The 26,769-nt window shown below is 73.7% G+C and carries 20 protein-coding genes and 1 pseudogene; 6 read left to right on the forward strand and 15 right to left on the reverse strand.

What is annotated here, in order from left to right; genetic code table 11:
- Nucleotides 1-12: 12 nt before the first annotated feature.
- From OG730_RS14635 to OG730_RS14645, 3 genes are all read right to left on the reverse strand, one after another.
- Nucleotides 13-693, reverse strand: a complete 681-nt coding sequence (locus tag OG730_RS14635) for an AIM24 family protein (protein ID WP_327309266.1) — start codon at nucleotides 691-693, stop codon at nucleotides 13-15.
- A gap of 29 nt (nucleotides 694-722) precedes the next feature.
- The gene (locus OG730_RS14640; protein WP_327304654.1) at nucleotides 723-2,360 is read right to left on the reverse strand and encodes a TerD family protein; all 1,638 of its coding nucleotides are present in this window, start codon (nucleotides 2,358-2,360) and stop codon (nucleotides 723-725) included.
- A 139-nt stretch (nucleotides 2,361-2,499) separates the two neighbouring features.
- Nucleotides 2,500-3,123 carry a M48 metallopeptidase family protein gene (locus OG730_RS14645; protein WP_442814919.1) on the reverse strand — a complete coding sequence of 208 codons (624 nt, stop codon included), beginning with the start codon at nucleotides 3,121-3,123 and terminating at the stop codon, nucleotides 2,500-2,502.
- A gap of 139 nt (nucleotides 3,124-3,262) precedes the next feature.
- Here OG730_RS14645 and OG730_RS14650 point away from each other — a divergent pair, with 139 nt between their 5' ends.
- Nucleotides 3,263-4,369, forward strand: coding sequence for a ThiF family adenylyltransferase (locus OG730_RS14650; RefSeq protein ID WP_327304656.1), 1,107 nt, complete (start codon nucleotides 3,263-3,265; stop codon nucleotides 4,367-4,369).
- Between the two features lie 5 nt (nucleotides 4,370-4,374).
- On the opposite strand, the gene OG730_RS14655 is transcribed toward OG730_RS14650, so the two are convergent.
- Nucleotides 4,375-4,527: a hypothetical protein gene (locus tag OG730_RS14655; RefSeq protein ID WP_327304657.1), complete on the reverse strand. Its 153-nt coding sequence runs from the start codon at nucleotides 4,525-4,527 to the stop codon at nucleotides 4,375-4,377.
- A 119-nt stretch (nucleotides 4,528-4,646) separates the two neighbouring features.
- Between OG730_RS14655 and OG730_RS14660 the strand changes: the two genes are divergently transcribed.
- The gene (locus OG730_RS14660; protein ID WP_327304658.1) at nucleotides 4,647-5,978 is read left to right on the forward strand and encodes an ABC1 kinase family protein; all 1,332 of its coding nucleotides are present in this window, start codon (nucleotides 4,647-4,649) and stop codon (nucleotides 5,976-5,978) included.
- A gap of 39 nt (nucleotides 5,979-6,017) precedes the next feature.
- Here OG730_RS14660 and OG730_RS14665 read toward each other — a convergent pair whose 3' ends face one another.
- From OG730_RS14665 to OG730_RS14685, 5 genes are all read right to left on the reverse strand, one after another.
- Nucleotides 6,018-6,224, reverse strand: a complete 207-nt coding sequence (locus OG730_RS14665) for an ADP-ribosylation factor GTPase-activating family protein (protein WP_266881032.1) — start codon at nucleotides 6,222-6,224, stop codon at nucleotides 6,018-6,020.
- Nucleotides 6,225-6,337: 113 nt separating this feature from the next.
- Nucleotides 6,338-6,670, reverse strand: a complete 333-nt coding sequence (locus OG730_RS14670; protein WP_327304659.1) for a putative WhiB-interacting protein — start codon at nucleotides 6,668-6,670, stop codon at nucleotides 6,338-6,340.
- The gene (locus tag OG730_RS14675) at nucleotides 6,667-7,041 is read right to left on the reverse strand and encodes a WhiB family transcriptional regulator (RefSeq protein ID WP_266881030.1); all 375 of its coding nucleotides are present in this window, start codon (nucleotides 7,039-7,041) and stop codon (nucleotides 6,667-6,669) included. The genes OG730_RS14670 and OG730_RS14675 overlap by 4 nt, the downstream gene beginning before the upstream one ends.
- A 168-nt stretch (nucleotides 7,042-7,209) precedes the next feature.
- Nucleotides 7,210-7,557 (reverse strand): hypothetical protein, encoded by a 348-nt coding sequence (locus OG730_RS14680; protein WP_327304660.1) that lies wholly within the window; start codon nucleotides 7,555-7,557, stop codon nucleotides 7,210-7,212.
- Nucleotides 7,558-7,726: 169 nt separating this feature from the next.
- Entirely contained in the window at nucleotides 7,727-9,892 is a 2,166-nt protein-coding gene (locus tag OG730_RS14685; RefSeq protein ID WP_327304661.1) for an ATP-dependent DNA helicase UvrD2, read from the reverse strand.
- Between the two features lie 244 nt (nucleotides 9,893-10,136).
- On the opposite strand from OG730_RS14685, the gene OG730_RS14690 reads away from it, so the two are divergent.
- Nucleotides 10,137-10,397, forward strand: coding sequence for a mycoredoxin (locus OG730_RS14690; protein ID WP_327304662.1), 261 nt, complete (start codon nucleotides 10,137-10,139; stop codon nucleotides 10,395-10,397).
- 81 nt (nucleotides 10,398-10,478) lie between these two features.
- Nucleotides 10,479-10,778: pseudogene (locus tag OG730_RS14695) on the forward strand (aldo/keto reductase); the annotation flags it as partial.
- A gap of 123 nt (nucleotides 10,779-10,901) precedes the next feature.
- Here the strand turns inward: OG730_RS14695 and nudC are convergent.
- From nudC to OG730_RS14720, 5 genes are all read right to left on the reverse strand, one after another.
- Nucleotides 10,902-11,858: an NAD(+) diphosphatase gene (gene nudC / locus OG730_RS14700; RefSeq protein WP_389435626.1), complete on the reverse strand. Its 957-nt coding sequence runs from the start codon at nucleotides 11,856-11,858 to the stop codon at nucleotides 10,902-10,904.
- Between the two features lie 69 nt (nucleotides 11,859-11,927).
- Nucleotides 11,928-13,337: a dipeptidase gene (locus OG730_RS14705; RefSeq protein WP_327304664.1), complete on the reverse strand. Its 1,410-nt coding sequence runs from the start codon at nucleotides 13,335-13,337 to the stop codon at nucleotides 11,928-11,930.
- Nucleotides 13,338-13,347: 10 nt separating this feature from the next.
- On the reverse strand, nucleotides 13,348-17,100 hold the full coding sequence (locus tag OG730_RS14710) for an ATP-dependent helicase (protein WP_327309267.1): 3,753 nt from the start codon (nucleotides 17,098-17,100) through the stop codon (nucleotides 13,348-13,350).
- A gap of 234 nt (nucleotides 17,101-17,334) precedes the next feature.
- Nucleotides 17,335-21,249, reverse strand: a complete 3,915-nt coding sequence (locus OG730_RS14715; protein ID WP_327304665.1) for a UvrD-helicase domain-containing protein — start codon at nucleotides 21,247-21,249, stop codon at nucleotides 17,335-17,337.
- Nucleotides 21,250-21,543: 294 nt separating this feature from the next.
- Entirely contained in the window at nucleotides 21,544-21,882 is a 339-nt protein-coding gene (locus OG730_RS14720; protein WP_389435628.1) for an MGMT family protein, read from the reverse strand.
- Nucleotides 21,883-22,060: 178 nt separating this feature from the next.
- On the opposite strand from OG730_RS14720, the gene OG730_RS14725 reads away from it, so the two are divergent.
- Both OG730_RS14725 and OG730_RS14730 read left to right on the forward strand, forming a co-directional pair.
- Nucleotides 22,061-24,961, forward strand: a complete 2,901-nt coding sequence (locus OG730_RS14725) for a lysylphosphatidylglycerol synthase transmembrane domain-containing protein (protein WP_327304667.1) — start codon at nucleotides 22,061-22,063, stop codon at nucleotides 24,959-24,961.
- A gap of 76 nt (nucleotides 24,962-25,037) precedes the next feature.
- The gene (locus OG730_RS14730) at nucleotides 25,038-25,919 is read left to right on the forward strand and encodes a GNAT family N-acetyltransferase (RefSeq protein WP_327304668.1); all 882 of its coding nucleotides are present in this window, start codon (nucleotides 25,038-25,040) and stop codon (nucleotides 25,917-25,919) included.
- A 50-nt stretch (nucleotides 25,920-25,969) separates the two neighbouring features.
- Here the strand turns inward: OG730_RS14730 and OG730_RS14735 are convergent, their stop codons facing one another.
- Nucleotides 25,970-26,710 (reverse strand): YwiC-like family protein, encoded by a 741-nt coding sequence (locus OG730_RS14735; protein WP_327304669.1) that lies wholly within the window; start codon nucleotides 26,708-26,710, stop codon nucleotides 25,970-25,972.
- Between the last annotated feature and the right edge of the window lie 59 nt (nucleotides 26,711-26,769).

Below are 26,769 nucleotides of genomic sequence, written 5' to 3' on the forward strand. Positions count from 1 at the left end.
GTCTTCTCCCCCTCAGCCCCGGGCCCGGAGCCGGTCGGTGCTGTCCTCGCTGGGCTGTACGACGACGATGCCCTGGCCGGAGAAGGCCATCTGGTAGGCCTCCCCGCTGCCCCGGCCGATCATCGACGAGGCCTTGAAGCTGCGCTTGCCCTTGACCTTGAGGTTCGGGGACCAGGCGACGAGCGCGTCGGGGTCGACGTACGTCTCGTCCTCGCCGCGGCCGCAGTCGACCACCATCGGGGTGCCGCGCGAGGTGATCGCGACCCAGCCGGTGCCGGCGACCGACACGTTGAACAGGCCCTGTCCGGCGAACTTGGCCATGCCCTTGACCCGCTCGACGCCCCACTGGAGGTGGGCGTCGAAGGCGAGCAGGTTGGTGCCGTTGACGGAGAGCGAGTCGTTGTTGAGGTTGATCACGACCACGTCCGCGCCGTAGTCGGCGAGGTAGAGCAGGCCGTCGCCCGTGCACTTCATGAGCGGGGCGCCCTCGCCGGTGAGCCACTGCGAGGCCATCTGGCGGACGGCCGGCGGGTTCGGCTCGTACTGCACGAAGCCCTCGTAGGCGACCATCGATCCGGTGCGCGCGAAGAGGTCCTGGCCGCTCTGCATGGCGACCTTGAGCATCGCGCGGCCGTGGTTCTCCATGCGGGCCGTGACGGGGGTCGGGGCGTAGCCCGCGAGCTGCTGGTTCATTGCGTTCATGGCATTCATGTGGGGCTCCCTCAGACCTCGTACGGCTGGACGACGATGAAGTTGCCGGGAGCGCCGCGGAACTGGAGGTTCACGGTCTCCCCGCTGTGGCCGGGGTAGGCGTTGCGGCGCAGCCGGACCTGGCTGGAGATGATCACCTGGGCGGCCGAGGACCACGCGACTATGGCGTTGCTGTCCGCGAAGGTGGTCGGGGTGACGGGCAGGACGACGGGCACGCCGTGCGTCTTGACGATCACCGTGCCGGTGCCCTGGAACTGCATGGTGAACAGCGCGCCGCCCGGGATGCCGTGGCCCTCGATGCGGCGGATCTCGTGCTGGAGCGACTCGTCGAAGGCGAGGACGTTCTCGGCGGAGACGCAGATGCCGTCGCCCTGGAGCTCGATGGCGTGCAGGTGGGCGCCGTTCTCCGCGAGGAAGACCTGGCCGCGGCCGGTGCAGCGCATCAGCTGCATCTCCTGGCCGGTGGCGTTGCCGACGACGCGGCCGGCGAAGCCCGCACCCTTGTAGCTGAAGTCGACCTTGCCCTGGTAGAGCACCATGCTGCCCTGGCGGGCGAGGACGGCCTGGCCGCCCATGGCCAGGTCGACGCGCATGAGCTGCTGGTTCTGCGGGGTCCAGCGGGCGCCGGTGGGCGCTTCCTTGTACGGCTGGAGGGCGGCGGCGAGTCCGGCGCCGGCGGCGGGAACCGCCTGGGCGGGCTGGCCGTAGCCCTGGGGCTGCTGCCCGAAGCCGGGCTGCTGGCCCTGGGGCTGCTGGCCGTACGGGGGCTGCTGCTGGCCGGGGACCTGGCCGTACGAGGGCTGCGGCTGCTGCCCGTACGGGGCCGGGGCCGGGGCGGGCGGCGGAACCTGCCCGTAGGGCGCGGGGGCGGGCGGTGCCAGGGGCGCGCCCATCGGTGCGGCCATGGTGGGGGCCGCGTGGACGGGCTGCTGGTACGGCGCGGGGGCCGGGGCCTGGGCGGGCGCCGGGGCCTGGGGCGGCCCGCCGAAGGAGGGCGCCTGGGCCGGGGGCTGCGCCTGGGCGGGAGCGCCGAAGGAGGGCGCCGGGGCGGCTCCCTGCGGCGGCGGGGCGAAGCCGGGCGCGCCGGCCGGGGCCTGCGCCTGCGGTGCGGGCTGCTCCTCCTCGGCGACCTCGCCGCCGAAGTTCTGGAGCAGCGCGGCGAGCCCGCCGTCGAAGCCCTGGCCGACGGCGGCGAAGCGCCAGACGTCCTTGAGGTAGAAGTCGCCGATCATCAGCGCGCGCTCGGTGCTGAACTCCGAGCCGGAGAAGGAGTACCGGACGACCTCTTCGCCACCCGCCACGATGCGGATGTAGCCGGGGCCGACCTGCGACATCTGCCCCGCGCCGTCGATCGAGGCGGCGAAGGAGAGCTTGTGGATGTTGGCCGGAATGCGGTCCAGGGTCACCCGGAAGGACTCCGTGTCACCGGACTGCGCGCCGAGCTGCTGGATGGACTCCTCCGGCGACTTCGGCTGGTTGAAGAAGACGAAGTAGCGGTCGTCCGAAAGCTGTTCGTTGGCGTCGAGGCCGAAGCAACTGATGTCGATGGCGAGCCCGGGCCCGGCAAGCTGGACACCCACGTAGAGGTCCGTGCCCGCCGTCAGATCACTGATTTTGGCCTTGTGACCGCGTTGGAATTCCCTGGCCATACGTAAGACCGTCCCCCATCCCGACTGTGAATGCGTGCCGCTCAGGCTAACGCCAACCTCGGACATCCGGCCAAGTCGGTACCGACCCGGTACATATCACGAGGTGTGACATCCCGGACAAATGGCGATTAAATGCGGATCACTCCTCGCGGGCGGCCGGAACTTTCGGAAGGCGTTCGGCGGCGACGACCCCTTCGAGGTACCCGCGCGCCCGCTCCGTGCGCGGGTACGCCTCCAGCAGTTCCCAGAAACGGGGACCGTGGCCGGGCACGAGGAGGTGCGCCAGCTCGTGCAGCAGCACGTAGTCGACGACGTACTCCGGCATCCCCTGGATGCGGTGCGAGAGCCGGATGCTGCCTTCGGCCGGGGTGCAGGAGCCCCAGCGGGTGTTCTGGTTGGTGACCCAGCGGACCGTGCGGGGGCGGGCGCGGCCGTTGAAGTACTGCCCGGACAAACGCTCGGCGCGCTCGGCGAGTTCCGCGTCCCCGAAGGTGCGCTTGCTCTCCTGCGCCGCCAGCTTGTCGAGCATGACGCCCACCCAGCGCTGCTCCTCGGCCTCGGACATCCGGGCAGGGATGAGGACGACCGTACGATCACCCTCGCGGTAGGCGGACACGGTCCTTCGGCGGCGTGCGCTCCGGCGGACTTCGACGGCGCGCTGCGGTGGATCGGCTGACACGCCATGACGGTACCCGCTCGCCACGGCGGAAGTCCCGCCCCTCCCCGGGTCGAACACGAACCGTTGCGCAGTCGGCGGCACCATTCATTTCATATACCTAATACCCCTCACCTGTGGACAAACTTGCGCAGGCTTTTCGCCGGGCGGGCAATCTTGCGGAAAGCGACGCGCTCCCGGCGGAATGCGGCGCGTGAATCGAACCGCGAATCGAGGGAGGGCCGCGATGTATCCGAAGGTGAAGCCGGCGCTGGCACGGGCGTGGCGGGATCTGCAGACGGTGCAATTCGGGGTGACGCCCGCCCACGCGGTGGTGCTCGGCCCCGTGGACACGGCGACGGGCTCGCTCCTCGACCTGATCGACGGGACGCGGGGCATGGAGCTGCTCCGGTCCGAGGGCAAGGTGATGGGACTTCCGGACGGCCGGGTCGACGAGGTGGTGCGCAGGCTGGCGGCGGCCGGGCTGCTCGACGACGCGACGGCGGGCGGCCCGCACGCCCAGGCGGTGCGGGACCGACCGGAGGCCCTGGAGCGGCTGGGCCCGGACCTGGGGTCGCTGTCCTTGGTCCGCCCCCGGCCGGGCGGGGACTTACAGGGTGTCGCCGCCCGCCGGGTGATACGGGTTCAGGTGCGCGGGAGCGGCAGGGTGGGCGCGGTGATCGCCTCGGTCCTGGCCGGAGCGGGCATCGGCCGGGTCGAGGTGCTCGACGGCGGCCGCACCCAGCCGGCGGACGTGGCGCCGGGCGGTCTGGGCCCCGGCAGCGTGGGACGACTGCGCGCCGAGGCCGCGCGGACGGCGGTCCGCGACGCGGCCCCCGGACGCGGGCCCCGGGCCGGCGAGAGCGAGGGGCCGGAGCCGGGGCTGGCCCTGGTGGTGGTCGCGCCCCGGGACGGCCTGCAGTCCTGGGCCCCCGACCCCCAGACGGCGGCCGACTGGATCACCACCGGCACCCCTCACCTCTACGCGGGGGTGCTGGAGGGCACCGGGCTGGTGGGACCGCTGGTCCTCCCCGGAGCCACGGCGTGCGCCGGCTGCATGGAGCGCGACCGGATCGACCGGGACCCGGCCTGGCCGCGCATGCTGGTCCAGTGGCGCTCGGCCCACCGCCGCCGCACCGCCGCCGCCTGCGACCTGGGCCTGTCCACCGCCGTCGCCGGCCTGGCCGCGGCCCACGCCCTGTCCTTCCTCGACGGCGAACTCCCCGCCTCCACCGCCACCCGCTGGGAGGCCGCCCTCCCGACCCTCCACTGGCGGTCCACCCCGGTGCGTCCGCACCCGGATTGCCCGTGCGAGGCGTCGAAGGTACCGGCGGGCCAGGAAGTGGGGGCATGAGGGGGCTACGGGGTCGGTTCGGCCGCGAGCCGCTCCTCAAGTACCCGGCAGAACCCCTCGATCCGGGGCTCGGCGGAGGGGATGACGGGGATGAGGCTGCGGAGGTTGACGATCAGTGCGCGCCGTTGCCCGGGGGTCGGACCGGCTTCCAGATGCACGGCACGCGAAGGGGGTGGGCTCGGAGGGTCATGACAGGATGCCTTTGGCCGGAAAGGCCTTCGGGGGGCTCCCCCGGACCGTCGCTTGCGGCTCAGCTGTCTGGGAATTGGAGGGGCGCATGTCTGATCTTCCCCGGAAGGCGGTCACCCGTACCGTCAAGCTGGCCGCGCTGCCGCTCGGCATAGCGGGCCGGGCCACTTGGGGGCTCGGCAAGCGGCTCGGCGGCAAGTCGGCGGAGATAGTGGCGCGCGAGCTCCAGCAGCGCACCGCCGAGCAGCTGTTCCGCGTACTGGGAGAGCTGAAGGGCGGCGCCATGAAGTTCGGCCAGGCGCTCTCGGTCTTCGAGTCCGCGCTGCCCGAAGAGGTCGCCGGGCCCTACCGGGCCGCGCTGACCAAGCTCCAGGAGGCGGCCCCGCCGCTGCCCGCGGCCACCGTGCACCAGGTGCTGTCGGAGCGGCTCGGCGCGGACTGGCGGGAGCTGTTCGAGGAGTTCGAGGACAAGCCCGCGGCGGCGGCCTCGATCGGACAGGTGCACCGGGCGGTGTGGCACGACGGCCGCCAGGTGGCGGTCAAGGTCCAGTACCCGGGGGCCGGTGAGGCCCTGCTGTCGGACCTGAAGCAGCTGAGCCGGTTCGCGGGGCTGCTGGGGCCGCTGATTCCGGGCATGGACATCAAGCCCTTGATCAAGGAGCTGCGCGACCGGGTCGCGGAGGAGCTGGACTACGAGCTGGAGGCCGAGGCCCAGCGGACGCACGCGGACGCCTTCGTCGGCGACGAGGACGTGGTCGTCCCGGACGTGGTGCACCAGGGCGACCAGGTGCTGGTGACCGACTGGATCGAGGGGACTCCGCTGTCGGAGGTGATCGCCGACGGCACCCCGCAGGAGCGCGACCGCGCCGGACAGCTGCTGGCCCGGTTCCTCTTCTCCGGCCCCGCGCGCACCGGGCTGCTGCACGCCGATCCACACCCGGGCAACTTCCGGCTGATCTCCGGGGCGGACGGGCGGACGCGGCTGGGCGTACTGGACTTCGGGACGGTCGACCGGTTGCCGGGCGGCTGGCCCAAGCCCATCGGCCGGTCGCTGCGGATGGCACTGGACGGCGACGCCGAGGGGGTCTACGGGCACCTGCGCGGGGAAGGGTTCGTGCGCGAGTCCATCGAGCTGGAAGCCGACGCGGTGCTCGACTACCTGAGGCCGATGCTCGAGCCGGCCGAAGCCGAGGAGTTCACCTTCACCCGGACCTGGCTGCGCGGCCAGGCAGCGCGGATCGCCGACCCCCGCTCCCCCGCGCACCAGTTGGGGCGGCAGATAAATCTGCCGCCCTCCTACCTGCTGATCCACCGGGTGACGCTGAGCACCATCGGGGTGCTGTGCCAGCTCGGCGCCACGGTCAGGCTCCGCGAGGAACTGGACTCCTGGCTGCCGGGGTTCCTGCCCGACGAGGGCTGAGCCGGGCCGCGGCGGGCGCGGGCAGGCGGGCGCGGGCGCTCACCACCAGGCGGAGTCGAGGCGGCCTTCGATGGCGCGGAGGTTCGCACGCGCGCAGTCGACGCAGAAGTACTGTCTGGTCCCGTTCTCCACGGAGCACGTCCAGGTGGGCGGGGGGCCGGCCGGGGACTGGGCGCCGCAGCGCGCGCAGACGACGGGCGGGGCCTCGGTTCCCGGCGGCGCCGGGTGGGGAGTCGGCTGGTCCACCTCCAGACGATATCCCCGCGGGGGCCGGGGCGGGGTCCGCAACGCACCGGGGGGACCGGCCCCTTCGGGCCGGTCCCCCCGGTCTTTCGCTCCGAGCCGTCTCAGGCTCTCGATCAGTGCATGACGGCCATGGCCAGCGCGCGCCGGGCGCGCAGCGAGACGCGCTCGGCCCGACGCTGCATGCGCCGCGCGGCGACCAGGCGCACGGCGCGACGCTCGGCGTCGACCTCACGCATGCGGTCGTCCATATGGGCACGAGCCAGGGCTTCTGGGATGAGTTGCATTTCGCGGGTCCTGTTCTGACGCGAGGTGTTCGCGCCGGCGGTGATGAAGTCTGCGGTGGCGGCGCCGTGCGGCTGCTCGCTCGTGGTGGCGTGGGGGGACATGAGGGCCTGCTTCAGGGGGTCGTGCGTGAGGGGGCGGTCGATGGTTCCGTTGGCGGTCATGCCGCGACAACCGGGTTCTTGCGCGGACGGCCACGGGGACGCTTCCGGGCGACGACGACACCCTGGACGAAGAGCTCGCCTCCCCAGACACCCCAGGGCTCGCGGCGCTCCAGCGCACCGGCGAGGCAGGCCTCGACCAGCGGGCAGGTGCCGCAGAGGGACTTCGCGTACTCGACGTCGGCCGGGGACTCGGCGAAGAAGACCTCGGGGTCGTAGGTGCGACAGGCGACGGGCACGCCGAGGTTCTCGATGGCGTCGTCGAGCGCGGTCAGCGCGGTGAGGGGAGTCAAGGTGGAGTCCTCCGGGACTACTGCGGGCGGGGAGAGGGTCTGGGTCTTCGGTACGGACGGGGCGTGCGCTTCGAGTTGCACGGTGGTTTTTTCCTCGTCTTGTTCGTCTAGTCGTTCCGGCCGGTCGGCCGGGGGCGGCTGGGGTACCTCGCCCCTTCGGTCCGTCGTCCCCTGTTCGGGGACAAACAGAAGGGCCGCGGATCCCGGGTGGGGTTCCGCGGCCCTGAAGGCGCCGGCCTGATCGTCAGATCAGACTGGATCACTCCAGGGTTCGAGCCCGCGGTAGGCCCACATCAGGTGGTGCTGCTTCTTCGTCTGCGTCTTCGGGTATCCGGCACCGGCTGCGGCCGCAAAGGCATAGGCGCCATGCGCCTGGGCTTCTGCTGCCAGTACTGCCACCGGTGCCTTGGTCCGTCGCTCATTGCGCTCACTGACCGGCAGCGCGCCGAGCAGGACGGGGCTGTCAGCGCAAATGGCGGACAGACCGGTACCCGGGAGGCCGGTACCCGTGAGGGCAAGGAGCGTGGAGGAGCCGAGGGTGCAGGAAGCGGCGACCGAGCGATCGGTCATTTTGGTGGTGGTGATGAAGCTGGTCACTGGTCTCGCCTCCTCTCGGCGTCTCGGGGACTTCGGCCCGGAGGCCTGGTCCCATGCGTATTCGGATAAGTACAGCACGGATCAGGGGCTTCGGAGAAGCCACCGTTTCCGTTGCTAAGAACCTATGGGGCTTCGCTGGGCATGTGCAAACTATTTTTCCGACGAGTTTCTACGCGTCGTCAGAATCTTCCGTCCCAGGGTCCTCACCTGCGCAGATGGCCAGCACGTCGGCTCCGTACCGCTCGAGCTTCCGGGCACCCACGCCGGAGATCATCGAGAGCTCTCCCTCCTGCGCGGGCGCGGCCTCCGCGATGGCCATCAGCGTCTTGTCCGTGAAGACGCAGTAGCCGGGCATGCCCTGCTCCTTCGCCTGGACGGCGCGCCAGTCGCGCAGCCGCTCGTAGAGCCCTTCGTCCATGTCCGAAGGGCAGTCGTCGCAGCGCATCAGTTTCAGCTCGCCCGCGTCGGTCAGGGTCTTGCGGCAGACCCGGCACACGGCCGGCCCGCGGCGGCCCCGCTTGCGGACCCCGGGCTCGGCCGGACCGCCCGGCCTGCTTCCCGGCGCCAGGGAGCCCGGCCTCAGGCCGTTCAGGAAGCGGCTGGGACGCCGCGACCCGCGGCCGCCGGGAGTCCGGGAGAGGGCCCAGGAGAGCGTCAGGTGGTGCCGGGCGCGGGTGACGCCGACGTAGAGCAGCCGGCGCTCCTCCTCGACCTGCTCATCGGTCTTCGCGTACGTGATCGGGATCATGCCGTCGGTCAGGCCCACGAGGAACACCGCGTCCCACTCCAGGCCCTTCGCCGCGTGCAGCGAGGCGAGGGTGACGCCCTGGACGGTCGGGGCGTGCTGGGCGGCCTTGCGCTCGTCCAGCTCGACCGTGAGGTCGGCCAGGGTCGCGGCCGGGCGGCCGCGGGCGAAGTCCTCGGCGAGCCTGACCAGCGCGGCCAGCGATTCCCACTGGTCGCGGACGGCTCCGGAACCGGCGGGCGGTGCGCTGGTCCAGCCCGTGGAGCTGAGCACGGCCCGGACCTGGGACCCGAGCTCCACGACGTCGTCGAGCAGCCGGTCGTTGCCGCCGGAACGGGCGGCTCCGCGCAGGGCGAGGATCGCCTTCTGGACCTCGGCGCGCTCGAAGAAGCGCTCGGCTCCGCGCAGCTGGTAGGGGACTCCGGCGTCGGCGAGGGCCTGTTCGTAGACCTCGGACTGGGCGTTGATGCGGTAGAGCACGGCGATCTCGCCCGCCGGGACGCCGGCCGCGACGAGGTCCCGGACCCGGTGGGCGATGCCCTCGGCCTCGGCGGGCTCGTCGGAGTACTCGGCGTAGACCGGGTCGGGGCCGGTCTCGCGCTGGGAGACCAGCTCCAGGCGGTGCTCGGCGGCGCGGCCCTTGGCCTGGGCGAGGAGCCCGTTGGCGAGGTGGACCACCTGGGGGGTGGAGCGGTAGTCGCGGACCAGCTTGACCACGGTGGCCTGCGGGTACTTGGTGCGGAAGTTCAGCAGGTGGTCGGGGGTGGCGCCGGTGAAGGAGTAGATCGTCTGGCTGGCGTCCCCGACCACGCAAAGGGTGTCGCGCTCGCCGAGCCACAGGTCCAGCAGCCTCTGCTGGAGCGGGCTGACGTCCTGGTACTCGTCGACGACGAAGTGCTGGTACTGGGTGCGGATCTGTTCGGCGATGTCGTGGCGGTCCTGCAGGATGCCGACGGTGAGGAGCAGCACGTCCTCGAAGTCGATCATGCCTCGGTCGCGCTTGAGCTGCTCGTAGATCCCGTAGATCTGGGCGATCTCGGCCACGTCCCGGGGTGCCTCGCGGCCGGCCTTGCGGGCGGCCGCCGGGTAGTCGGCGGGCACGGTCTGCGTGACCTTCGCCCACTCGATCTCGCCGGTGACATCGCGCAGCTCGCCCCGGTCGAGGCGGATGCGGCAGCGCGCGCCCGCCTCCGCGACGAACTGGATCTTGCGCTCCAGCAGCCGGGGCACGTCGCCGCCGACCGCTTTGGGCCAGAAGTACTGGAGCTGGCGCAGGGCGGCGGAGTGGAAGGTCCTCGCCTGCACCCCGCCCGCGCCCAGCTCGCGCAGCCGGCCGCGCATCTCGCCGGCGGCGCGGTTGGTGAACGTGACGGCCAGCACACTGGCCGGCATCAGCTGGCCGGACCGGACCCCGTAGGCGATGCGGTGGGTGATCGCCCGGGTCTTGCCGGTACCGGCGCCCGCGAGCACGCACACCGGCCCGCGCAGGGTCGTCGCGACCTCGCGCTGCTCCGGGTCCAGGCCCAGGAGCACCGCGTCGGCCGAGTCGGCGCCGGCCGTGAAGGATGAGGAGTGCGTTGCTGATGTCACCCAGCCAGCTTGCCAGGTCTCCCGGGGAGGCCGGGAAATCCGTCCACAGGCCGCCCGCGCTCGTCCGACGGGAATCTCGTCTTATAGGAGCACGGTCCTACCGGAGCGGGCCGTACCCGAGCCCGGTCGTACCGGGGCGGGGTGCCGCACCTGACAGGGCTCCGGGGCCGGGGCCGGGAATGGCCGCGCGGTCCCGTACGTTCGAGTACTCGGACCAACGAGCCTTCACAGAGGAGAGCGCAGCATGCAGGACACGGGCACCGTCACGATGTACAGCACGACCTGGTGCGGCTACTGCAACCGGCTGAAGAAGCAGCTGGACCGGGAGGGCATCGCCTACACCGAGATCAACATCGAGCACGACCCCGCGTCCGCGGCGTTCGTGGAGAAGGCGAACGGCGGCAACCAGACGGTTCCGACCGTTCTCGTCACCTCCGTCGCCGGCAGCGAGTCGGTCATGACGAACCCGAGCCTGGCCCAGGTCAAGCAGGCCCTCGCGGTGTGATGTCCCGCCCTTCGACGTACTGAGTGCCGAGCACCACGCACGGAAAGCCCCCGCCCCGGCGGGGGCTTCTGTGTCTGAGGGGCAGGCGAGTGGACGCGGGACGCGCGGCCGGACGCGCTGCGCGAGCAGGTCGAGCAGGCGCTGCGCCGGCTGCGCGTCGAGCACATCGGGCTCCGCCGGCTGCACCGCATCGATCCGCGGACGCCCCTCGCCGACCGGATCGGCACGCTGCGGGACCTGCGGGCCGAGGGCAAGATCGGGCGGATCAGGCTGTCGGAGGTCACCGTCGGCGAACTCGCCGCGGCCCGGGAGATCACCGACACCGCGAGCGTGCAGAACCGCTACAACCTGCTCGATCCTCGCGATCGCGGTCATCCGCCGGGTGAGCGCCGCGCAGCCGGCCGGCCCGCTGCCCTACCTGAACACGACCTGACGAAGTCCGCGGACGTACGAAGGCCCCCGCCGCGGCGGGGGCCTTCGTCGGTGTCCGGGGTGCGGCGCGGGTCAGGCGGTCGCGGCGACCGGCTTCGGGAGGGGCTTGCCGTACCAGAGCTCGACCAGGCGGGCCGCGATGGAGATGCCCGCCGGCGGGAGGACCTCGCCGGCCTCGATCGCGGTGCGCAGGTCGTCGCGGGAGAACCAGCGGGCCTCCTGGATCTCGTCCCCGTCGACCTCGATGTCGAAGGTGACGGCGCGCGCCGTGAAGCCCAGCATCAGGCTGTACGGGAACGGCCAGGGCTGGCTGGCGACGTAGTCGACCTCGCCGACCTTGACGCCCGCCTCCTCCCAGACCTCGCGGATGACCGACTGCTCGATCGACTCGCCCGGCTCCACGAACCCCGCGAGGGTGGAGAAGCGTCCCTCGGGCCAGTGCACCTGGCGGCCCAGCAGCGCCCGGTCCTGGTCGTCCGTGACCAGCATGATCACCGCCGGGTCGGTCCGCGGGTAGTGCTCGGCCCCGCAGCCCGGGCAGCGGCGGATGTGCCCGGCGGCGGCGACCACCGTGCGCTCGCCGCAGCGGGAGCAGAAGCGGTGCATGCGCTGCCAGTTCTCCAGCGCCACCGCGTGCACCATCAGCCCGGCGTCCCGCGGGGAGAGCAGCATTCCGGCCTCGCGCAGCCCGGCGGGGCGGGCCGACTGGTCCATGCGGCCGGGCAGCGAGTCCTTCTGCAGCGCGAAGTACCGTACGCCGTCCTCGTCGGTCCCCAGGAAGTACCGGTGGGTCTCGGTGACCGGGGCCTCGAAGGCCGGGGTCATCACGATCGCCGTACCGCCGTCGGGGGTGTCGTCGATCAGGACCTGGCCGCCCGAGACCACGAAGACGCGGGTGCTGGGGTGGCTCCAGGCCGCGGCGAGCCACGCCTCGTCGAGGCGGTGGTGCGCGGCGCGGTCGATGCCGCTGGGCGCGGCCAGCGAGATCGGGCGCTCGGACTCGGTATGGGTGCTCACAGGTACTTCCAACTCCCCCGGTGGTGGGACACAGGCAGGCTCAGCAGGACGGACGGGTGTGCGGTGGCGTGTGGGGCGTGCTCAAGCCGACGCCGGCTTCCAGTGGGCGGCCAGGTCACCCCACAGGTAGGCGGCCGTCTCGACGCCCTTGGTGAGCAGGTCGAGCTCGACCTTCTCGTTCGGCGAGTGCCAGCCGTCGGAGGGTACGGAGATCCCGAGGAAGAGGACGGGGGCGTTCAGCACGTCCTGGAGGTCGGCCGCCGGTCCCGAACCGCCTTCGCGGGTGAAGCGGACCTTCTGGCCGAAGGCCCTGCTCATGGCGCGTACGACGGACTGCAGAGCGGGGTGGTCCAGCGGGGTCAGGCACGGCCGGGTGGGGGCGCCGAAGGTGATGGAATGCCGGATTCCGGCCGGGACGCGCTCCGCGACCCAGGCCGTGACGGCCGTCTCGACCTCGTACGGGTCCTGCCCCGAGACCAGGCGGAACGACAGCTTCAGGTGCGCCGAGGCGGGCACGATCGTCTTGCCGCCGGGCCCCTGGTAGCCGCCGCCGATGCCGTTGACCTCGGCGGTCGGGCGGGCCCAGACGCGCTCCAGGGTGGAGTAGCCGGCCTCGCCCGAGGCCGCGTACGACTTGGCCGTACGGAGCCACTCGCTCTCGTCGAAGGGGAGCTCGGCGATCAGCTCGCGCTCCGCGTCCGTGAGCTCGGCGATGTTGTCGTAGAAGCCGGGGATCGTGACCCGCTCGTCCGCGTCGTGCAGGGCCGCGACGAGGCGGGCGGCGACGGTGGCCGGGTTCGGCACGGCGCCGCCGAAGGCACCCGAGTGGATGTCCTGGTCGGGGCCGAACAGGTCGATCTCACAGTCGGCGACGCCGCGCATGCCGGTGCAGACGGTGGGGGTGGTCTCGGACCACATGCCGGTGTCGGAGACGACCACGACGTCGGCGGCGAGGCGGGCCGCCTCGCGCTCCACGAGGGCGCGGAAGTGCGGGGAACCGGACTCCTCCTCGCCCTCGACGATCAGCTTGAGGTGCACGGCGGGGGCGGACGCGCCGGTCGCGGCGAGGTGGGCCCGGACGCCGAGGGTGTGGAAGAAGACCTGGCCCTTGTCGTCGGCGGCGCCGCGCCCGTACATCCGGCCGTCCTTGATCACCGGCTCGAACGGGTCGGTGTGCCAGCCGTCGGCGAGGGCGGCGGGCTGCACGTCGTGGTGCCCGTAGACGAGGACGGTGGGGGCGGCGGGGTCCTCGCTCGGCCATTCGGCGAAGACGGCGGGGGCGCCGGCCGTCTGCCAGACCTCGGTGACCGGGAAACCGGTCTCCTTGAGCTTCGCGGCCAGCCAGTCGGCGCTGCGCCGTACGTCGTCCGCGTGCTCGGGCTGGGCCGAGACGGAGGGGATGCGGAGCCAGTCGGCGAGGTCGTCGAGGAAGGCGGCGCGGTGTGTGTCGATGTACGTGCGGACGACGCTGTCCGCCGGGGTGTCGCTCATGGCCACGAGCCTAACCTTCCGTTCGATGGTCACTTTCCGTGTCCGTTTTGCCTTGGAGGATCTGCTCAAGACGGGCGCGGTCGGGGAGGTTGCGGGGACGGATGACGCGGCCGCTGCGGACGTGCAGGAACACGGCCGTGACCTGCGCGAGGGGGGTGTTCGTGGCTTCCGCCCAGGCCAGGCGGTAGACGGCCAGCTGGAGGGGGTCGGCCTCGGTGGTGCGGCCGGTCTTCCAGTCGACGATCTCGTAGCCGGTGGCGGTGCCGTCCGCCTCCGCGGTGCGGTAGACGGCGTCGATCCGGCCGCGGATCACCCGGCCGGCGAGGGTGAGCTGGACCGGGACCTCCATGCGGTACGGGGTCCGGTCGGCGTACGGGCTCCGCTCGAAGGCCGCCTTGAGGGAGTCGAGGTCGGCCTCGTCGGCGATGTCCTGGTCGGAGGCGTCCGCGGAGCCGTCCCCCGACGGGGCCGCGGCTCCGGGGAGGTCGGTGAGGGGGTCGAGGACGTCGAGGTGGGGCAGCGGGAGCTCGTCGAAGCGGGACTCCACCCACGCGTGGAACCGGGTGCCCTGGCGTGCGGCGGGCTGCGGCGGCTTGGGCATGGGGCGGGCGAGGTCGCGTACGAAGCCCTGCTCGTCGGAGGCGAGGCGCAGCAGCTGGCTGGCGGAGAGCGCGGCCGGGAGCTCCACGTCGCGGACGACCGCGCGGGCACGGCGGAGCTCGCCCTCCAGGGCGTCGAGGTCCCGGTCCCAGGAGGCGATGGCCCTGGCCTCCTCGGGGGTGAGGGGGCCGGTACCGGGTACGGCCACGGGGCCGGGCCGCGGGACGGCTTCGCCGGGTGCCGCGGGGCGCGGGCGGGGCCCGGGCTCGGGCTCGGCCCAGTCGGCTTCCTCCGGCCACAGGTCGTCGCCGGGCGCGGCCGCGTCCTCGGGCCACAGGTCGTCCTCCGCGGCGCCGGGTGCGGCGGGGCGCGGGCGGGACGTGGACCACGACGGGTCCGTGTCCTCGGGCCACAGGGGGTCGGGGGTCGGGGGGGCTTCCTCTTCCCCCACCCCGCCCCTTCCCGGAACCGGGGCTTCGCCCCGGACCCCCTGCGGGGTGCCGCCTGCGGCGGCGGGCGCGGCGCGGCCCGGCCCGGCCTGCGGCGGGGTGGCGGCGGTTGCGGTCGGCCCGTCCGCCGGGTCCGGCCACGGGGCCGGGGGCTCCTCGTCGTAGTCGGGGTCTTCGCAGTGCGGGGGCCAGAGGTAGGTGTCCTCCGGGGCTGCCCTGGGGGTCTCGCGGGGTGGGTGGAGGTAGGACTCGACCAGGGCGGCGGCGGCTCGGCGGAGGGTGAGGGAGGTGGGGTCCAGGGGGAGGGGCCAGGAGTGGTCCGGGGTGGAGTCCGTGGCCAGGGACGGGTTCTCCGCGTCCGGGGGCGGGGTGTCGGCCCAGGCTTCGATCTCGCCGTTGCCCGCGGCGCAGTGTTCGTACAGGGCGGTCAGGAACGCGGACGGGCCGCGCGGCTTCTTCTGGGTCGGGCCCCACCAGTGGCCCGAGGCCAGGAGGAGCGAGCGCGGGCGGGTGAAGGTGACGTAGCCGAGGCGGAGCTCCTCGACGGCCTTGTGCGACTTGAGGGCCGCCTTGAAGGCGCGCAGGCCCGGCGAGGTCCATTCCGGGGTGGGCGGGAGGGTCGGCGCGTCCCCGCGCAGGGCGTAGGGGAGGACCTTCGCGTACGAGGTCCAGGCCTCCGGGGCCTTCTCCTTCGGGAAGGAGCCGGCGGAGAGGTCGGGGACCACCACCACGTCCCACTCCAGGCCCTTGGACTTGTGGGCCGTCAGGACCTTGACCGTGTTCTCGCCGCCGGGGAGGGCGTGGTCCAGGCCCTTCTCGTACTGGGCCGCCGTGCGGAGGAAGGACAGGAAGGCGAGGAGCGAGGCTTCGCCGTCGAGGGAGGCGAAGCCGGCCGCCACGTCCATGAAGCTCGACAGGGTCTCCCGGCGGCGGGCCGCCAGCGCGTGCGGGGAGGAGGCCAGCTCCACGTCGAGGCCGGTCGCCGACAGGACCCGGTGCAGGACGTCCATCAGCGGGTCCGAGAGGGAACGGCGCAGGTCGCGCAGTTCCTGGGCGAGGTGCGCGAAGCGGACCCGGGCCGCGGCGGAGAAGGGCAGCTGGTCGGGGGCGGACTGGCCCGCGCCGTCCAGGAAGGTTTCCAGGGCGTCGGCCAGCGACACGATCTCCGCCGGGTCCACGCCCTCCACGGCCGCCGCGAGGCGGTCGTCGTCCGAGGGGGAGTCGGAGGAGTCGGAGGAGCGGGAGGAGCGGGAGGAGCGGGAGATCAGGGTGCGGGCCCGGCGGCCCAGCAGGGCCAGGTCGCGGGCGCCGATGCGCCAGCGCGGTCCGATGAGCAGCCGGACGAGCGCGGCGTTGGCGCCCGGGTCCTGGAGGACCTCGCAGACGGCGACGAGGTCCGCGACCTCCGGGAGGTGGAGCAGGCCGGACAGGCCGACGACTTCGACGGGGACGTCGCGCTCGACGAGGGCCGCCTGGATCCGCGCGAAGTCGCCGCCGGAGCGGCACAGTACGGCGATGTCGCGCGGCTGCGTACCCGTACGGACCAGGTGGGAGATGGAGTCGCCGATCCAGTCGAGCTCCTGTGCGTGGGTCTCCAGCAGGGCGCACCGGACGGAGCCGTCGCGCTCCGCGCCCGGAGCGGGGCGCAGGGCCTCGACGCCCTCGTGCAGGGAGCGCAGCGGGGCGGCGAGCTCGTTGGCCAGGTCCAGGAGGCGGCCGCCGCTGCGCCGGTTCTCGCTGAGGGAGAACCGGGTGGCGGGGCTGCCGTCGGCGTACGGGAAGTGCTCGGGGAAGTCGTCGAGGTTGGCCACGGAGGCGCCGCGCCAGCCGTAGATGGCCTGGCAGGGGTCCCCGACGGCGGTCACCGCGTGCCCGGTGCCCGCGCCGAACAGCCCGGACAGCAGGAGCCGCTGCGCGACCGAGGTGTCCTGGTACTCGTCGAGCAGGACGACGCGGAACTCCTCGCGCAGCAGGGCGCCGACCTCGGGCCGGGTCGTGGCGAGCCGTGCGGAGAGGGCTATCTGGTCGCCGAAGTCGAGCAGGTCGCGGGAGTGTTTGGCGGCGCGGTAGCGGGAGACCAGCTCCAGGAGCTCCAGGCGGCCGCGGACCGCCTCGGGGACCTTGCGCAGGTCCTCGTTGCTGAGCTTGACGTCGGCGAGGGCGGAGAGGAGCTCCGTGTCGTACGCGCGCAGCCGCTCCGGCGGTACGAGGTGCTCGGAAAGCTCCCCGTCGAGCGCGAGCAGGTCGCTGACCAGGTCGGGAACGGATTTGGTGAGGGAGGGGTACGGGCCCGGGGCCTCGCGGAGCACGCGGGCGGCGAGCTGGAAGCGGGTGGCGTCGGCGAGCAGCCGGGCGCTGGGCTCCAGGCCGATGCGCAGGCCGTGGTCCTTGAGGAGCTGCCCGGCGAAGGCGTGGTACGTGGAGATCCGCGGTTCGCCGCCCGCGGAGCCGGTCTCGGCCGGGGAGGGGTCCGGATCGGTGATCCCGGCGCGCGCGAGGGCGGTCCGTACCCGCTCGGCGAGCTCGCCGGCGGCCTTGTTGGTGAAGGTCAGGCCGAGGACCTGCTCGGGTGCGACCGCGCCGGTGCCGACCAGCCAGACCACGCGGGCGGCCATGACGGTGGTCTTGCCGGATCCGGCGCCGGCCACGATGACCTGCGGGGCGGGCGGGGCGGTGACGCAGGCCATCTGTTCGGGCGTGAAGGGGATCCCCAGGAGCTCCTTGAGCTGCTCGGGATCGGTGAGGGCCGGTGCCGGTGCCTGCGGCGCTTGTGCGGGCGGAGCGGGCGGGGAGGGCGGCGGGACGGACGGACGCGCGGACACCTGAAAAGGCTAGCCGCCCGCACCGACAGTCCCCGCCGCGCGGGCCCCGGTCGGGGGCGCTGGTGGGGGCACGGACCGTGCGGGGCGGGCCGTCCCCGCGGGGCGGATCGGCATGCGCCCGGCGGGCTACTCCACCGTCTGGCGGCCCTCCGGGCGGGCGCTGCACGAGGCGCGGAAGGAGCAGTGGTCGCAGTGCTTGCCGAGGGCGGGTGCGAAGCGTTCGTCGAGGACCCGGCCGGCCGCGGTGGCGAGCAGGTCGCCGACCCATTCGCCGGGGGCGCCGCCCTCCAGGGCCCGCTGCGCCTGGATCTTGGGCACCGTGTCGCCGCCGTCGCGCTGGGCGGCGCCCTGGCGCAGCTGCACGAGTTCGGCGCCGCCGGGTGCGGGGCGCAGGCCGTCGAAGACCTCGTCGACGGCGCCCTCGCGCACGGCGAGCTGGTACACGGCGAGCTGCGGGTGGCGTTCGACCTCCTTGGCGGTCGGCGCGGCCTTGCCGGTCTTGAAGTCGACGACGTACGCGCGGCCCTGTGCGTCGGCCTCGACGCGGTCCATGGAGCCGCGGACCCGGACGGCGTACTCCCCCGCTTCGAGGGTGACGTCGAAGTCGTGCTCGGTGGCCACGGCCGCCCGGCCCCCGCGGTCGGTGGTGTGCCAGCGCAGGAAGCGCTCCAGGGCGGCGCGGGCGTTGTCCTTCTCCTGGCGGGACTTCCAGGGGGCGTCGAAGGCGAGCGAGTCCCACACCGAGTCGAGGCGTTCCATGAGGACGGCGAGGTCGGCGGGGGTACGGCCGGAGGCGACCTCGTCGGCGAGGACGTGGACGACGTTGCCGAAGCCCTGGGCTGCCGTGGAGGGGGCGTCGGCCTTGACCTCGCGGCCCAGGAACCACTGGAGGGAGCAGGTGTTGGCGAGCTGCTCCAGGGCGGAGCCGGACAGGGCGACGGGGTGGTCGCGGTCGCGGAGCGGGACGCTGCTGCGGGTGGGCTCGTACAGCCCCCACCAGCGCTGTGGGTGCGCTGCGGGGACGAGCGGGCGGTCCTCGTCGTCGGTGAGCACGGCGAGCCGGGCGAGGCGGCGGGCGGCGGCGTCGCGCAGGGCGGGCGAGGCGTCGGGGTCGACGGTGGTGGCGCGGAGTTCCGCGACGAGCGCGGGCACCGCGAGGGGGCGGCGGGGGCGGCCGGTGACGTCCTTGACGGGGACGCCGAGCTCGGTGAGGAGGCGGGAGGGCTGGTCGCCGTCCTCGGCGGGGGCCTTGACTGCGGTGACGACGAGGCGGTCGCGGGCGCGGGTGGCGGCGACGTAGAAGAGGCGGCGCTCCTCGGCGAGGAGCGCGCCGGGGGTGAGGGGCTCGGCGAGGCCGTCGCGGCCGATGCGGTCGGCTTCGAGGAGGGAGCCGCGGCGGCGCAGGTCGGGCCAGAGCCCTTCCTGGACGCCCGCGACGACGACGAGTCCCCACTCCAGGCCCTTGGAGCGGTGCGCGGTCATGAGGCGGACGGCTTCGCGGCGGACGGCGCGGGGGGTGAGGGTGTCTCCGGCGATGTCCTCGGCTTCGAGCTGTTCGAGGAAGTTGAGCGCGCCTCGGCCGCCGGTACGGTCCTCCGCGCGGGCGGCGGTGTCGAAGAGCGCGCAGACGGCGTCGAGGTCGCGGTCGGCGTTGCGGCCGGCGGGGCCGCCGCGGCGGGCGCCGCGTTCGAGGCGCTGCGGCCAGGGGGTGCCGTCCCAGAGGGTCCACAGGACCTCCTCGGCGGTGCCGCCGCCGGCGAGGAGCTCGCGGGCCTTGCGCAGCAGCAGGCCGAGGCGTTGCGCTCCGCGGGCGTAGGCGGGGTCGTGGGCGACGAGCCGCTCGGGCTCCGCGAGGGCTCTGGCGAGGAGCACGTCGGAGGGCGCGGGCGTCTTGACCCCGGCGGCCCGCTCCTCGTCGCGCAGGGCGCGGCCGAGGCGGCGCAGGTCCGCGGCGTCCATCCCGCCGAGCGGCGAGGACAGCAGCACGAGGGCGGCCTCGACCCCGATCCACCCTTCGCCTGCGGCGGGCGCGTCGGGACCGGGCACGGGCTCCGCGCCGGACCGGTCGGTGCCGGTTTCGGCGGCGGATGAGGCGTCCTCGCGGGCAGGCTCGCCCGCCCCGGCGCCCGCGGTGCCGGACCCGTCCCCGACTCCGTCGGACAGCCCGGCCGGTGCCGCGACCGGGGCACCGGCGGAGCCGGACAGACCGGTGCCGGCTTCGGCGGCGGGAGAGGTTTCCCGCCCACCCGCCCCGTCCTGGCGGCCGAACCCGCGCCCGTCGCCGGGAGCGGCCCCGACCCCGTCGGGGAGCGGGCCCTGCACCCCGGCGATGCGGACCGGGCCGGGCAGCTCGCCGCCGGCCACGGCCGGGTCGCCGGCGGAGCCGGGTACGGGCTCGGGGGCGGGGCCGGACTCGGGGGCGGGCACGGACTCGGGGCCGGGCAGCTCGCCGCCGGCCACGGCCGGGTCGCCGGCGGAGCCGGGTACGGACTCGGGGGCGGGGCCGGACTCGGGGGCGGGCACGGACTCGGGGCCGGGCAGCTCGCCGCCGGCCACGGCCGGGTCGCCGGCGGAGCCGGGTACGGACTCGGGGGCGGGCTCGGGCTCGGGCTCGGGCTCGGGGCCAGGCTCGGTGGCGGCCTCGGGCTCGGGGGTGGACCGCTCGGGGCCGGACTCGGCGGGGGGTGTCGTGGTGGATTCCGCGAGGGTGCGGAGGGCCGTCAGGAGGGGGGATATGGCCGGCTCGTGGCGGAGGGGGGAGTCCGTGCCGTCGGTTTCGGCCGGGACTCCCGCCGCGATCAGGGCGCGGCGCATCTGCGGCAGGGTGCGGCCGCCCGCGCGGACCAGGACGGCCATGTCCTGCCACGGCACGCCCTCCTCCAGGTGGGCCCGGCGCAGGACGTCGGCGATGTTGTCCAGTTCCGCGCCGGCCGTGGGGTAGGTGAACACCTCGACCCGGCCGCCCTCGCGGGTCGACGCGAGCGCGCGGTGGGCCCGTACGGCCGCCGAGGGCAGGCGCGGCAACGGCATGCGGGTCGTCAGGTGGCGGGTGGCGGCGAGGAGGACCGAGGACGAGCGGCGGGAGGTGGTGAGGGCGCGGACCTCGGCTCCCGGGAAGGAGGTCTCGAAGTCCAGGATGTTGTTGATGTCCGCGCCGCGGAAGGCGTAGATCGACTGGTCGGGGTCGCCGAAGGCGGTCAGCCGGCCGCCGGGACCCGCCAGTGCGCGCAGCAGGCGCAGCTGCGAGGCGTCGGTGTCCTGGTACTCGTCCACGTAGATCACGTCGTACAGGGAGGAGAGCGAGGGGGTGCGTTCCGCCAGGAGGACGGCGCGGTGGAGCAGTTCCGCGTAGTCCAGGGTGCCCTGGAGGTCCAGTACGTCCAGGTACTCGGCGAGGAAGGCCGCCGCCGCCTTCCAGTCCGGCCGGCCGAGGCGGGTCGCGAAGTCGGAGAGGGCCCGCGGGCCCAGGCCCAGCTCGCGGGCGCGGGCGAGCACCGCGCGGACCTCGTCCGCGAAGCCGCGCGTGGTCAGTGCGGCCCGCAGGTCGTCCGGCCAGCGGATCGAGCGGAGCCGGCGCTGGCCTTCGAGGAGGGTGCGGACCATGACGTCCTGCTCCGGGCCGGAGAGCAGTCGCAGCGGGTCCGCGAAGAGTTCCGCGTCCTGGTGCGCCCGGACCAGTCCGTAGCAGAAGGAGTGGAAGGTGGTGGCCTGCGGGGCGCGCGCGCCGCCGAGCCGCAGGGCGGTCCGGTCGCGCAGTTCCACCGCGGCCTTGCGGCTGAAGGTGAGGATCAGGATGCGCGCGGGGTCGGCCCCGGACTCCACGCGGGCCGCGACCGCCTCGACCAGCGTGGTCGTCTTCCCGGTGCCCGGTCCGGCCAGGACCAGCAGCGGTCCGCCGGTGTGCTCAACCACCGCCCGCTGCGCTGCGTCCAGCACAGGGGGATCCACCCGCTCCGCACCGGTACGCACCAGGCGGTACGCGTCCGGGTTCCGCGTACGCCGCCGCTCGGAGCGGTGGCCGTCGGAGGAAGAGGTGTTCACGTGGGGTGCCGGTCCTGGTGGGTCTGCCGTTGCGGCGGTCGCTGCCGCAGCGGTTGCTGCTGCCGCTCCTGGGGTGACGTCCCGGGCGGTGGCCGAGGCGCGAGTCGGAGTCGAAGGGGCAACGCTACGGCACGGCGCGCGGCGGGCGCAGTTTCCCCGGGACTCCCGTCCCGGCCCCCGTCCGTACTCCCGTCCGCCCTCCCGCCCTCACTGCCATCCGGTCCCGCGCGTCCCCCTTACGGGGCTTCGCACGTCTCTTCGACCACCCCTCCGGGCCTCGCATGGCCGAAGCTGTCACATGTGACCTTCATCCCGCCCGGCGCCGCCGTCCCAGCGCGCCCGCCGCATGTCGAGCCGCGGTTCGCCGTCGCCGGTGAGCCGCAGCGGGGTGGCCTCGGCCCGGTAGTTCTCCAGCGCCCTGCGCTCGCTGCCGGGCAGCGGACGGCCGTCCGCCCGCACCACGCGCCACCAGGGCACCGCTCCCCCGTACAACGCCATGACGCGGCCCACTTGGCGCGGTCCGCCCTCGCCGAGCCACTCCGCGATGTCGCCGTAGGTCATCACCCGGCCGGGCGGAATCCGCTCGGCCGCCTCCAGCACCCGCTCCGCGTACGCCGGCAGCTCTTCGCTCATTCGGCCCATGGTGCCGCACCGGAGCGACGAGGGAGCGGCAAGCGCGTGGAAGCCCGGGTTCCGGACCGGCTCGCACCCTGCTGCCCCCCACGGCCGTCGGTCCGTGCCACCATCTTCCGGGCGGTGACGCGTGATACGTGATCAAGAAGAGACGGAAGTGACGGGAAGGGAGCAGGGTGTGAGTCCTCCGGACGGCGCGGCGACGGACGACGGCGCGCGCCCAGACGAAGGCCCGACACCGGGTCGCGAGGACACGCACGCGGACGCGGACGCGGACTTGCTCGCGGACCCGCACGCGGGCTTGCACGCGGACCCGCACGCGGGCTTGCACGCGGACCCGCACGCGGACCTGCCGCCGGCTCCGCCCCCGCTTCGGAAGCCGACCCCGGAGGCCCCGGCCCCGGAGGCCCCGACCCCAGAGGCCCCAACCTCCCACGACATCGAGACCCCGCACGGCCACACCCCCACGGCCGCCGACCAGGTCGAGGTCGACGAGCCGCTGCTCGCCGCCCGCGTGCACCGCCCCTCGGACCTGGTCCGCCTCCTCGTCGGGGTCCTCGGCATCGCCGTCGTCCTCGCCATCGCCGCCTTCGCCCACGGCACCACCGCGGGTCTGGAAGCCGACATCAGCAACGGCACCGGGCAGGCGCCCGACCTACTGATCAAGGTCGCCGGGCTGGTGTCGAGCATCGCCGTGCTCCTCGTCCCCGTGGCCTTCGCCATCGAGCGGCTGATCAAACGCGACGGACTGCGCATCGCCGACGGCGTGCTCGCCGCCGTCCTCGCGCACGGCGTGACCCTCGCCACCGACCTGTGGGTCTCCCAGGGCGCCCCCGAGACCATCCAGGAAGCCCTGACCCGTCCCACCGGGGCCGGCGGGGCCCTCACCGATCCGGTGCACGGCTACCTCGCGCCCGTGATCGCGTACATGACCGCCGTCGGGATGACCCGGCGCCCGCGCTGGCGCGTCGCGCTGTGGGTGGTCCTGCTGCTGGACGCCTTCGCGATGCTGGTCGGCGGCTACACCACGCCCTTCTCGATCATCCTGACCGTGCTGATCGGCTGGAGCGTCGCGTACGGAACCCTGTACGCGGTCGGCTCGCCGAACGTCCGCCCCACCGGGCAGAACCTCCTCGCCGGCCTGCGCCGGGTCGGCTTCCAGCCGGTCAGCGCGATGCGCGCCGAGTCCCCGGAGGGCGGCGACAGCACCGAGGTCAGCGACCGCGGGCGGCGTTACCACGTCACCCTGGAGGACGGTCCGCCGCTCGACGTCACCGTCGTGGACCGGGAGCAGCAGGCCCAGGGCTTCTACTACCGGGTCTGGCGCCGCCTCACGCTGCGCGGGATCACCACCCGGCGCAGTCTGCAGTCCCTGCGCCAGGCGCTGGAGCAGGAGGCGCTGCTCGCCTACGCGGCCATCGCCGCCGGAGCCAACGCGCCCAAGCTCATCGCCACCTCCGAGCTGGGTCCGGACGCCGTGATGCTCGTCTACGAGCACCTGGGCGGCCGGAGCCTGGACTCGCTGGCCGACGAGGAGATCACCGACGAGCTGAGCCGCAACGCCTGGCAGCAGGTACGGGCCCTGCAGTCCCGGCGGATCGCACACCGGCGGCTGACCGGGGACGCCCTCGTGGTGGATCGTTCCGGCAGCGGCGCGGCCGGTGAACCCGCCGCGGACACCATCACCCTGACCGACCTGCGCGGCGGCGAGATCGCGGCCGGCGACCTCGTGCTGCGCATGGACATCGCGCAGCTGCTCACCACCCTCGGCCTGCGGGTCGGCGCCGAGCGCTCGGTCGCCTCGGCGGTCTCGGTGCTCGGCCCGGACGCGGTGGCGGACTGCCTGCCGCTGCTCCAGCCGATCGCGCTGAGCCGCTCCACGCGGGCGACGCTGCGCAGGCTGGCGCGGGAGCGGGCGGACCGGGAGCGGGAAGCCGTACTGGAGTCCTCGCGGGCGGCGAAGGCGGCGCGCGGGGCGGACTCCGACTCGGCCTCGGCGCGCTCCGCCGTCGACAAGGTCGAGAAGAAGGCCGAGAAGAAGGCTCTGGACGACGCGCTCGACGGGGCCCGCGAGGAGGATCTGCTGAGCCAGATCCGCCAGCAGGTGCTGCTGATCCGCCCGCAGGCGCCGGTGGAACCGGCCCGGCTGGAGCGGATCCGGCCGCGCACCCTGGTGTCGTTCATCGCGGGAGCCTTCGGCGCGTACTTCCTGGTCACCCAGATCGCGCACGTGGACTTCGCCACCACCATCGGCGACGCGCAGTGGGGCTGGGTCGGGGTGGCGCTCGCCTTCTCGGCGCTCACCTACTTCGCGGCGGCGATGAGCCTGCTGGGCTTCGTACCCGAGCGGGTGCCGTTCCTGCGGACCGTACTGGCCCAGGTCGCCGGATCCTTCGTGAAGCTGGTGGCGCCGGCCGCGGTCGGCGGTGTCGCGCTGAACACCCGCTTCCTCCAAAGGGCGGGCATCCGGCCCGGACTCGCGGTGGCCAGCGTGGGCGCCTCGCAGCTCTTCGGACTGGCGAGCCACATCCTGCTGCTGCTGTCCTTCGGCTACCTGACGGGGACCGAGAAGACCCCCGAGATGACTCCGTCGAGGACGGTGATCGCCGGTCTGCTGACGGTGGCCGTGCTGGTGCTGGTGGTCACGGCCGTGCCCTTCCTCCGGAAGTTCGTGGCGACCCGGGTACGGGCCCTGTTCGCCGGCGTCGTACCGCGCATGCTGGACGTGCTCCAGCGCCCGCAGAAGCTGCTGACCGGCATCGGCGGGATGCTGCTGCTGACGGGCTGCTTCGTGATGTGCCTGGACGCCTCGATCCGCGCCTTCGGGGGCGGCGAGGACATCAGCTACGCGAGCATCGCGGTGGTCTTCCTCGCCGGCAATGCCCTGGGTTCGGCCGCTCCGACGCCGGGCGGCATCGGAGCGGTGGAGGGCGCGCTGACCCTGGGTCTGGTGGCGGCGGGGCTGGACGGCCAGGTGGCGTTCTCGGCGGTGCTGCTGTTCCGCGTGGTGACGTTCTGGCTGCCGGTGCTGCCGGGATGGATCTCCTTCAACTTCCTGACGCGCAAGGAAGCGATCTGAACCCCCTGGCGATCTGAGCCCCTTGGCGATCCACATCCCCTGGAGCCCTGTCGGAGGCCCGGCCTAGGCTGGCCGGATGAACGACATACGGATCGTGACTGACCGGGCCGAGTGGCGGGACGGCTTCGAGGAGCGGGTGCTCGCCGGGTACCGGGCCGCGGGGTGCTCGGAGCCCCTCGCGCGGGCCCTGCTGGAGCGGGCGCTGAAGGGCGTCGACGGCTGGACGGTGGCCACGGACGGCGCCGGATGGATCGCGGTCGGGGTGTCGGAGGACAACGGGGCCGCCGTGGGCCGGATCCACGACCTGACGGCGGGGCCGGGGCCGGCCGCGGCGGCGGCCCGGGAGTGGGCCGAGCGCTGGTGCGCCGAGCGGGGCGCCGGCCGGGTGGAGGTCCGCCTCACGGGCGCCGCCGACGACGCGCACGCGGTCTTCGCCGACTACCCCGTACGGGGCCAGAACCGGATGCGCGCCGCCGCCGAGCGGCCGGAGCTGCCGCCGGGCCTCGGCGTCCGCCCGCTCACCGAGGAGGAGTACCCCGGCTGGTACGCGGGCGAGGAGGCCGCGTACGTCGCGGACATCGTCCGGGCCGGAGCCCTGACCCCGGAGCAGGCCAAGACCAAGTCCGACGAGGACTTCGCCCGCCACCTCCCCCAGGGCTACCGCACCCCCGGGCACGCCTTCTACGCGATGGAGGCAGACGGGCAGGTGATCGGCACGGGCTGGGTGAACCACGGCTTCCTGCCGGGCGTCACCTTCGGCTTCTCGCTGGAGGTGTACGAGGAGCACCGCGGCAAGGGCTACGGCCGGGCCGCGATGGCCGTCGGCGAGTGGGCGGCCCGGCAGGGCGGCGACGAGGCCATGATGTTCAACGTCTTCGGCGGCAACGAGGTGGCCATGAGCCTGTACGAAGCCACCGGCTTCACCGTCCTGGACGAATTCCGCTCACTGCCCCTCTGACCCGCTCCCCTCTGACCCCGTCTCCTCTCTGAAGGGCGGTCCGCGGTCCCTCAGAACACCAGCAGCAGCGAAGCCAGCAGCGCCGCCGAGCCGGCGATCTCGACCGCGCCGACCGCCGCCACCTTGAGGCCGCGTCCCGGGAGGACGATCGCCCGGGTCAGGTAGGCCGCGAAGGGGAGGGCCAGCCATGGGGAGAGGCAGGCCGCCAGGAGGGTGGCCGCCGCGTGGTAGGTCACCGAACCTCGGTAGTACGTACGGGAGTTCCGCTCCCTGATCATGGTCTTCACGTACGGGACCGTGCCCGCGAAGTACAGCAGGCAGGCGGCGGCCGGTGCCCAGGGGAGACCGCCGCCGCCCAGCCGCGCCGCCACCAGGAGCATCCCGCACGCCGGGACCACCGCGACCAGTCCGTTGGCCAGGGCCCGCTCGCGGTTGTTCCGCGCGAACCAGGAGTTCACCACCACGAAGGGCGCCGCCGCGGCGCCCGCGAGCAGCAGCCAGGGGTGGAGCGCCGCGAGCGGGATCCCCGCGAGGGCCGTCGCCGCGCCGAGGACGAGCGCCGGGCGGACGCGGCGCCGGGCCACGGCCGGGCGGCGGGCGGCGACCCGGCGCAGGCGCAGCCACTGCTGGGCGTGGAAGACGGCGGCGTAGCCGAGGAGCCAGGCCGCGAGGAGCAGGGCGTGCTGCCGGCAGGGCCGGGGCGCCAGGAACGTACCCGCGAGGAAGGGCACCGTGAGCATCGCCCACGCCCCGTGCTGGTCCGGGATCCAGGAGGCCTTCTTCGGCGGCACGCTCCCCAGCCTTCCTTTCGGTAATTGGTATGCGAGCTCGTAATTTTCCGGCCGCGCAA

This window comes from Streptomyces sp. NBC_01298 (assembly GCF_035978755.1).
GTDB lineage: Bacteria > Actinomycetota > Actinomycetes > Streptomycetales > Streptomycetaceae > Streptomyces.

What these genes read in the sequence shown, in the direction of transcription:
- OG730_RS14690 (WP_327304662.1), top strand. Translation starts at nt 10,137, where the DNA reads ATGCAGGACACGGGCACCGTCACGATGTACAGCACGACCTGGTGCGGC.
- OG730_RS14650 (WP_327304656.1), top strand. Translation starts at nt 3,263, where the DNA reads ATGTATCCGAAGGTGAAGCCGGCGCTGGCACGGGCGTGGCGGGATCTG.
- OG730_RS14720 (WP_389435628.1), bottom strand. Translation starts at nt 21,882, where the DNA reads ATGAGCGAAGAGCTGCCGGCGTACGCGGAGCGGGTGCTGGAGGCGGCC.
- OG730_RS14640 (WP_327304654.1), bottom strand. Translation starts at nt 2,360, where the DNA reads ATGGCCAGGGAATTCCAACGCGGTCACAAGGCCAAAATCAGTGATCTG.
- OG730_RS14635 (WP_327309266.1), bottom strand. Translation starts at nt 693, where the DNA reads ATGAACCAGCAGCTCGCGGGCTACGCCCCGACCCCCGTCACGGCCCGC.
- OG730_RS14645 (WP_442814919.1), bottom strand. Translation starts at nt 3,123, where the DNA reads ATGGTGCCGCCGACTGCGCAACGGTTCGTGTTCGACCCGGGGAGGGGC.
- OG730_RS14670 (WP_327304659.1), bottom strand. Translation starts at nt 6,670, where the DNA reads ATGACCGCCAACGGAACCATCGACCGCCCCCTCACGCACGACCCCCTG.
- OG730_RS14730 (WP_327304668.1), top strand. Translation starts at nt 25,038, where the DNA reads ATGAACGACATACGGATCGTGACTGACCGGGCCGAGTGGCGGGACGGC.
- OG730_RS14660 (WP_327304658.1), top strand. Translation starts at nt 4,647, where the DNA reads ATGTCTGATCTTCCCCGGAAGGCGGTCACCCGTACCGTCAAGCTGGCC.
- OG730_RS14705 (WP_327304664.1), bottom strand. Translation starts at nt 13,337, where the DNA reads ATGAGCGACACCCCGGCGGACAGCGTCGTCCGCACGTACATCGACACA.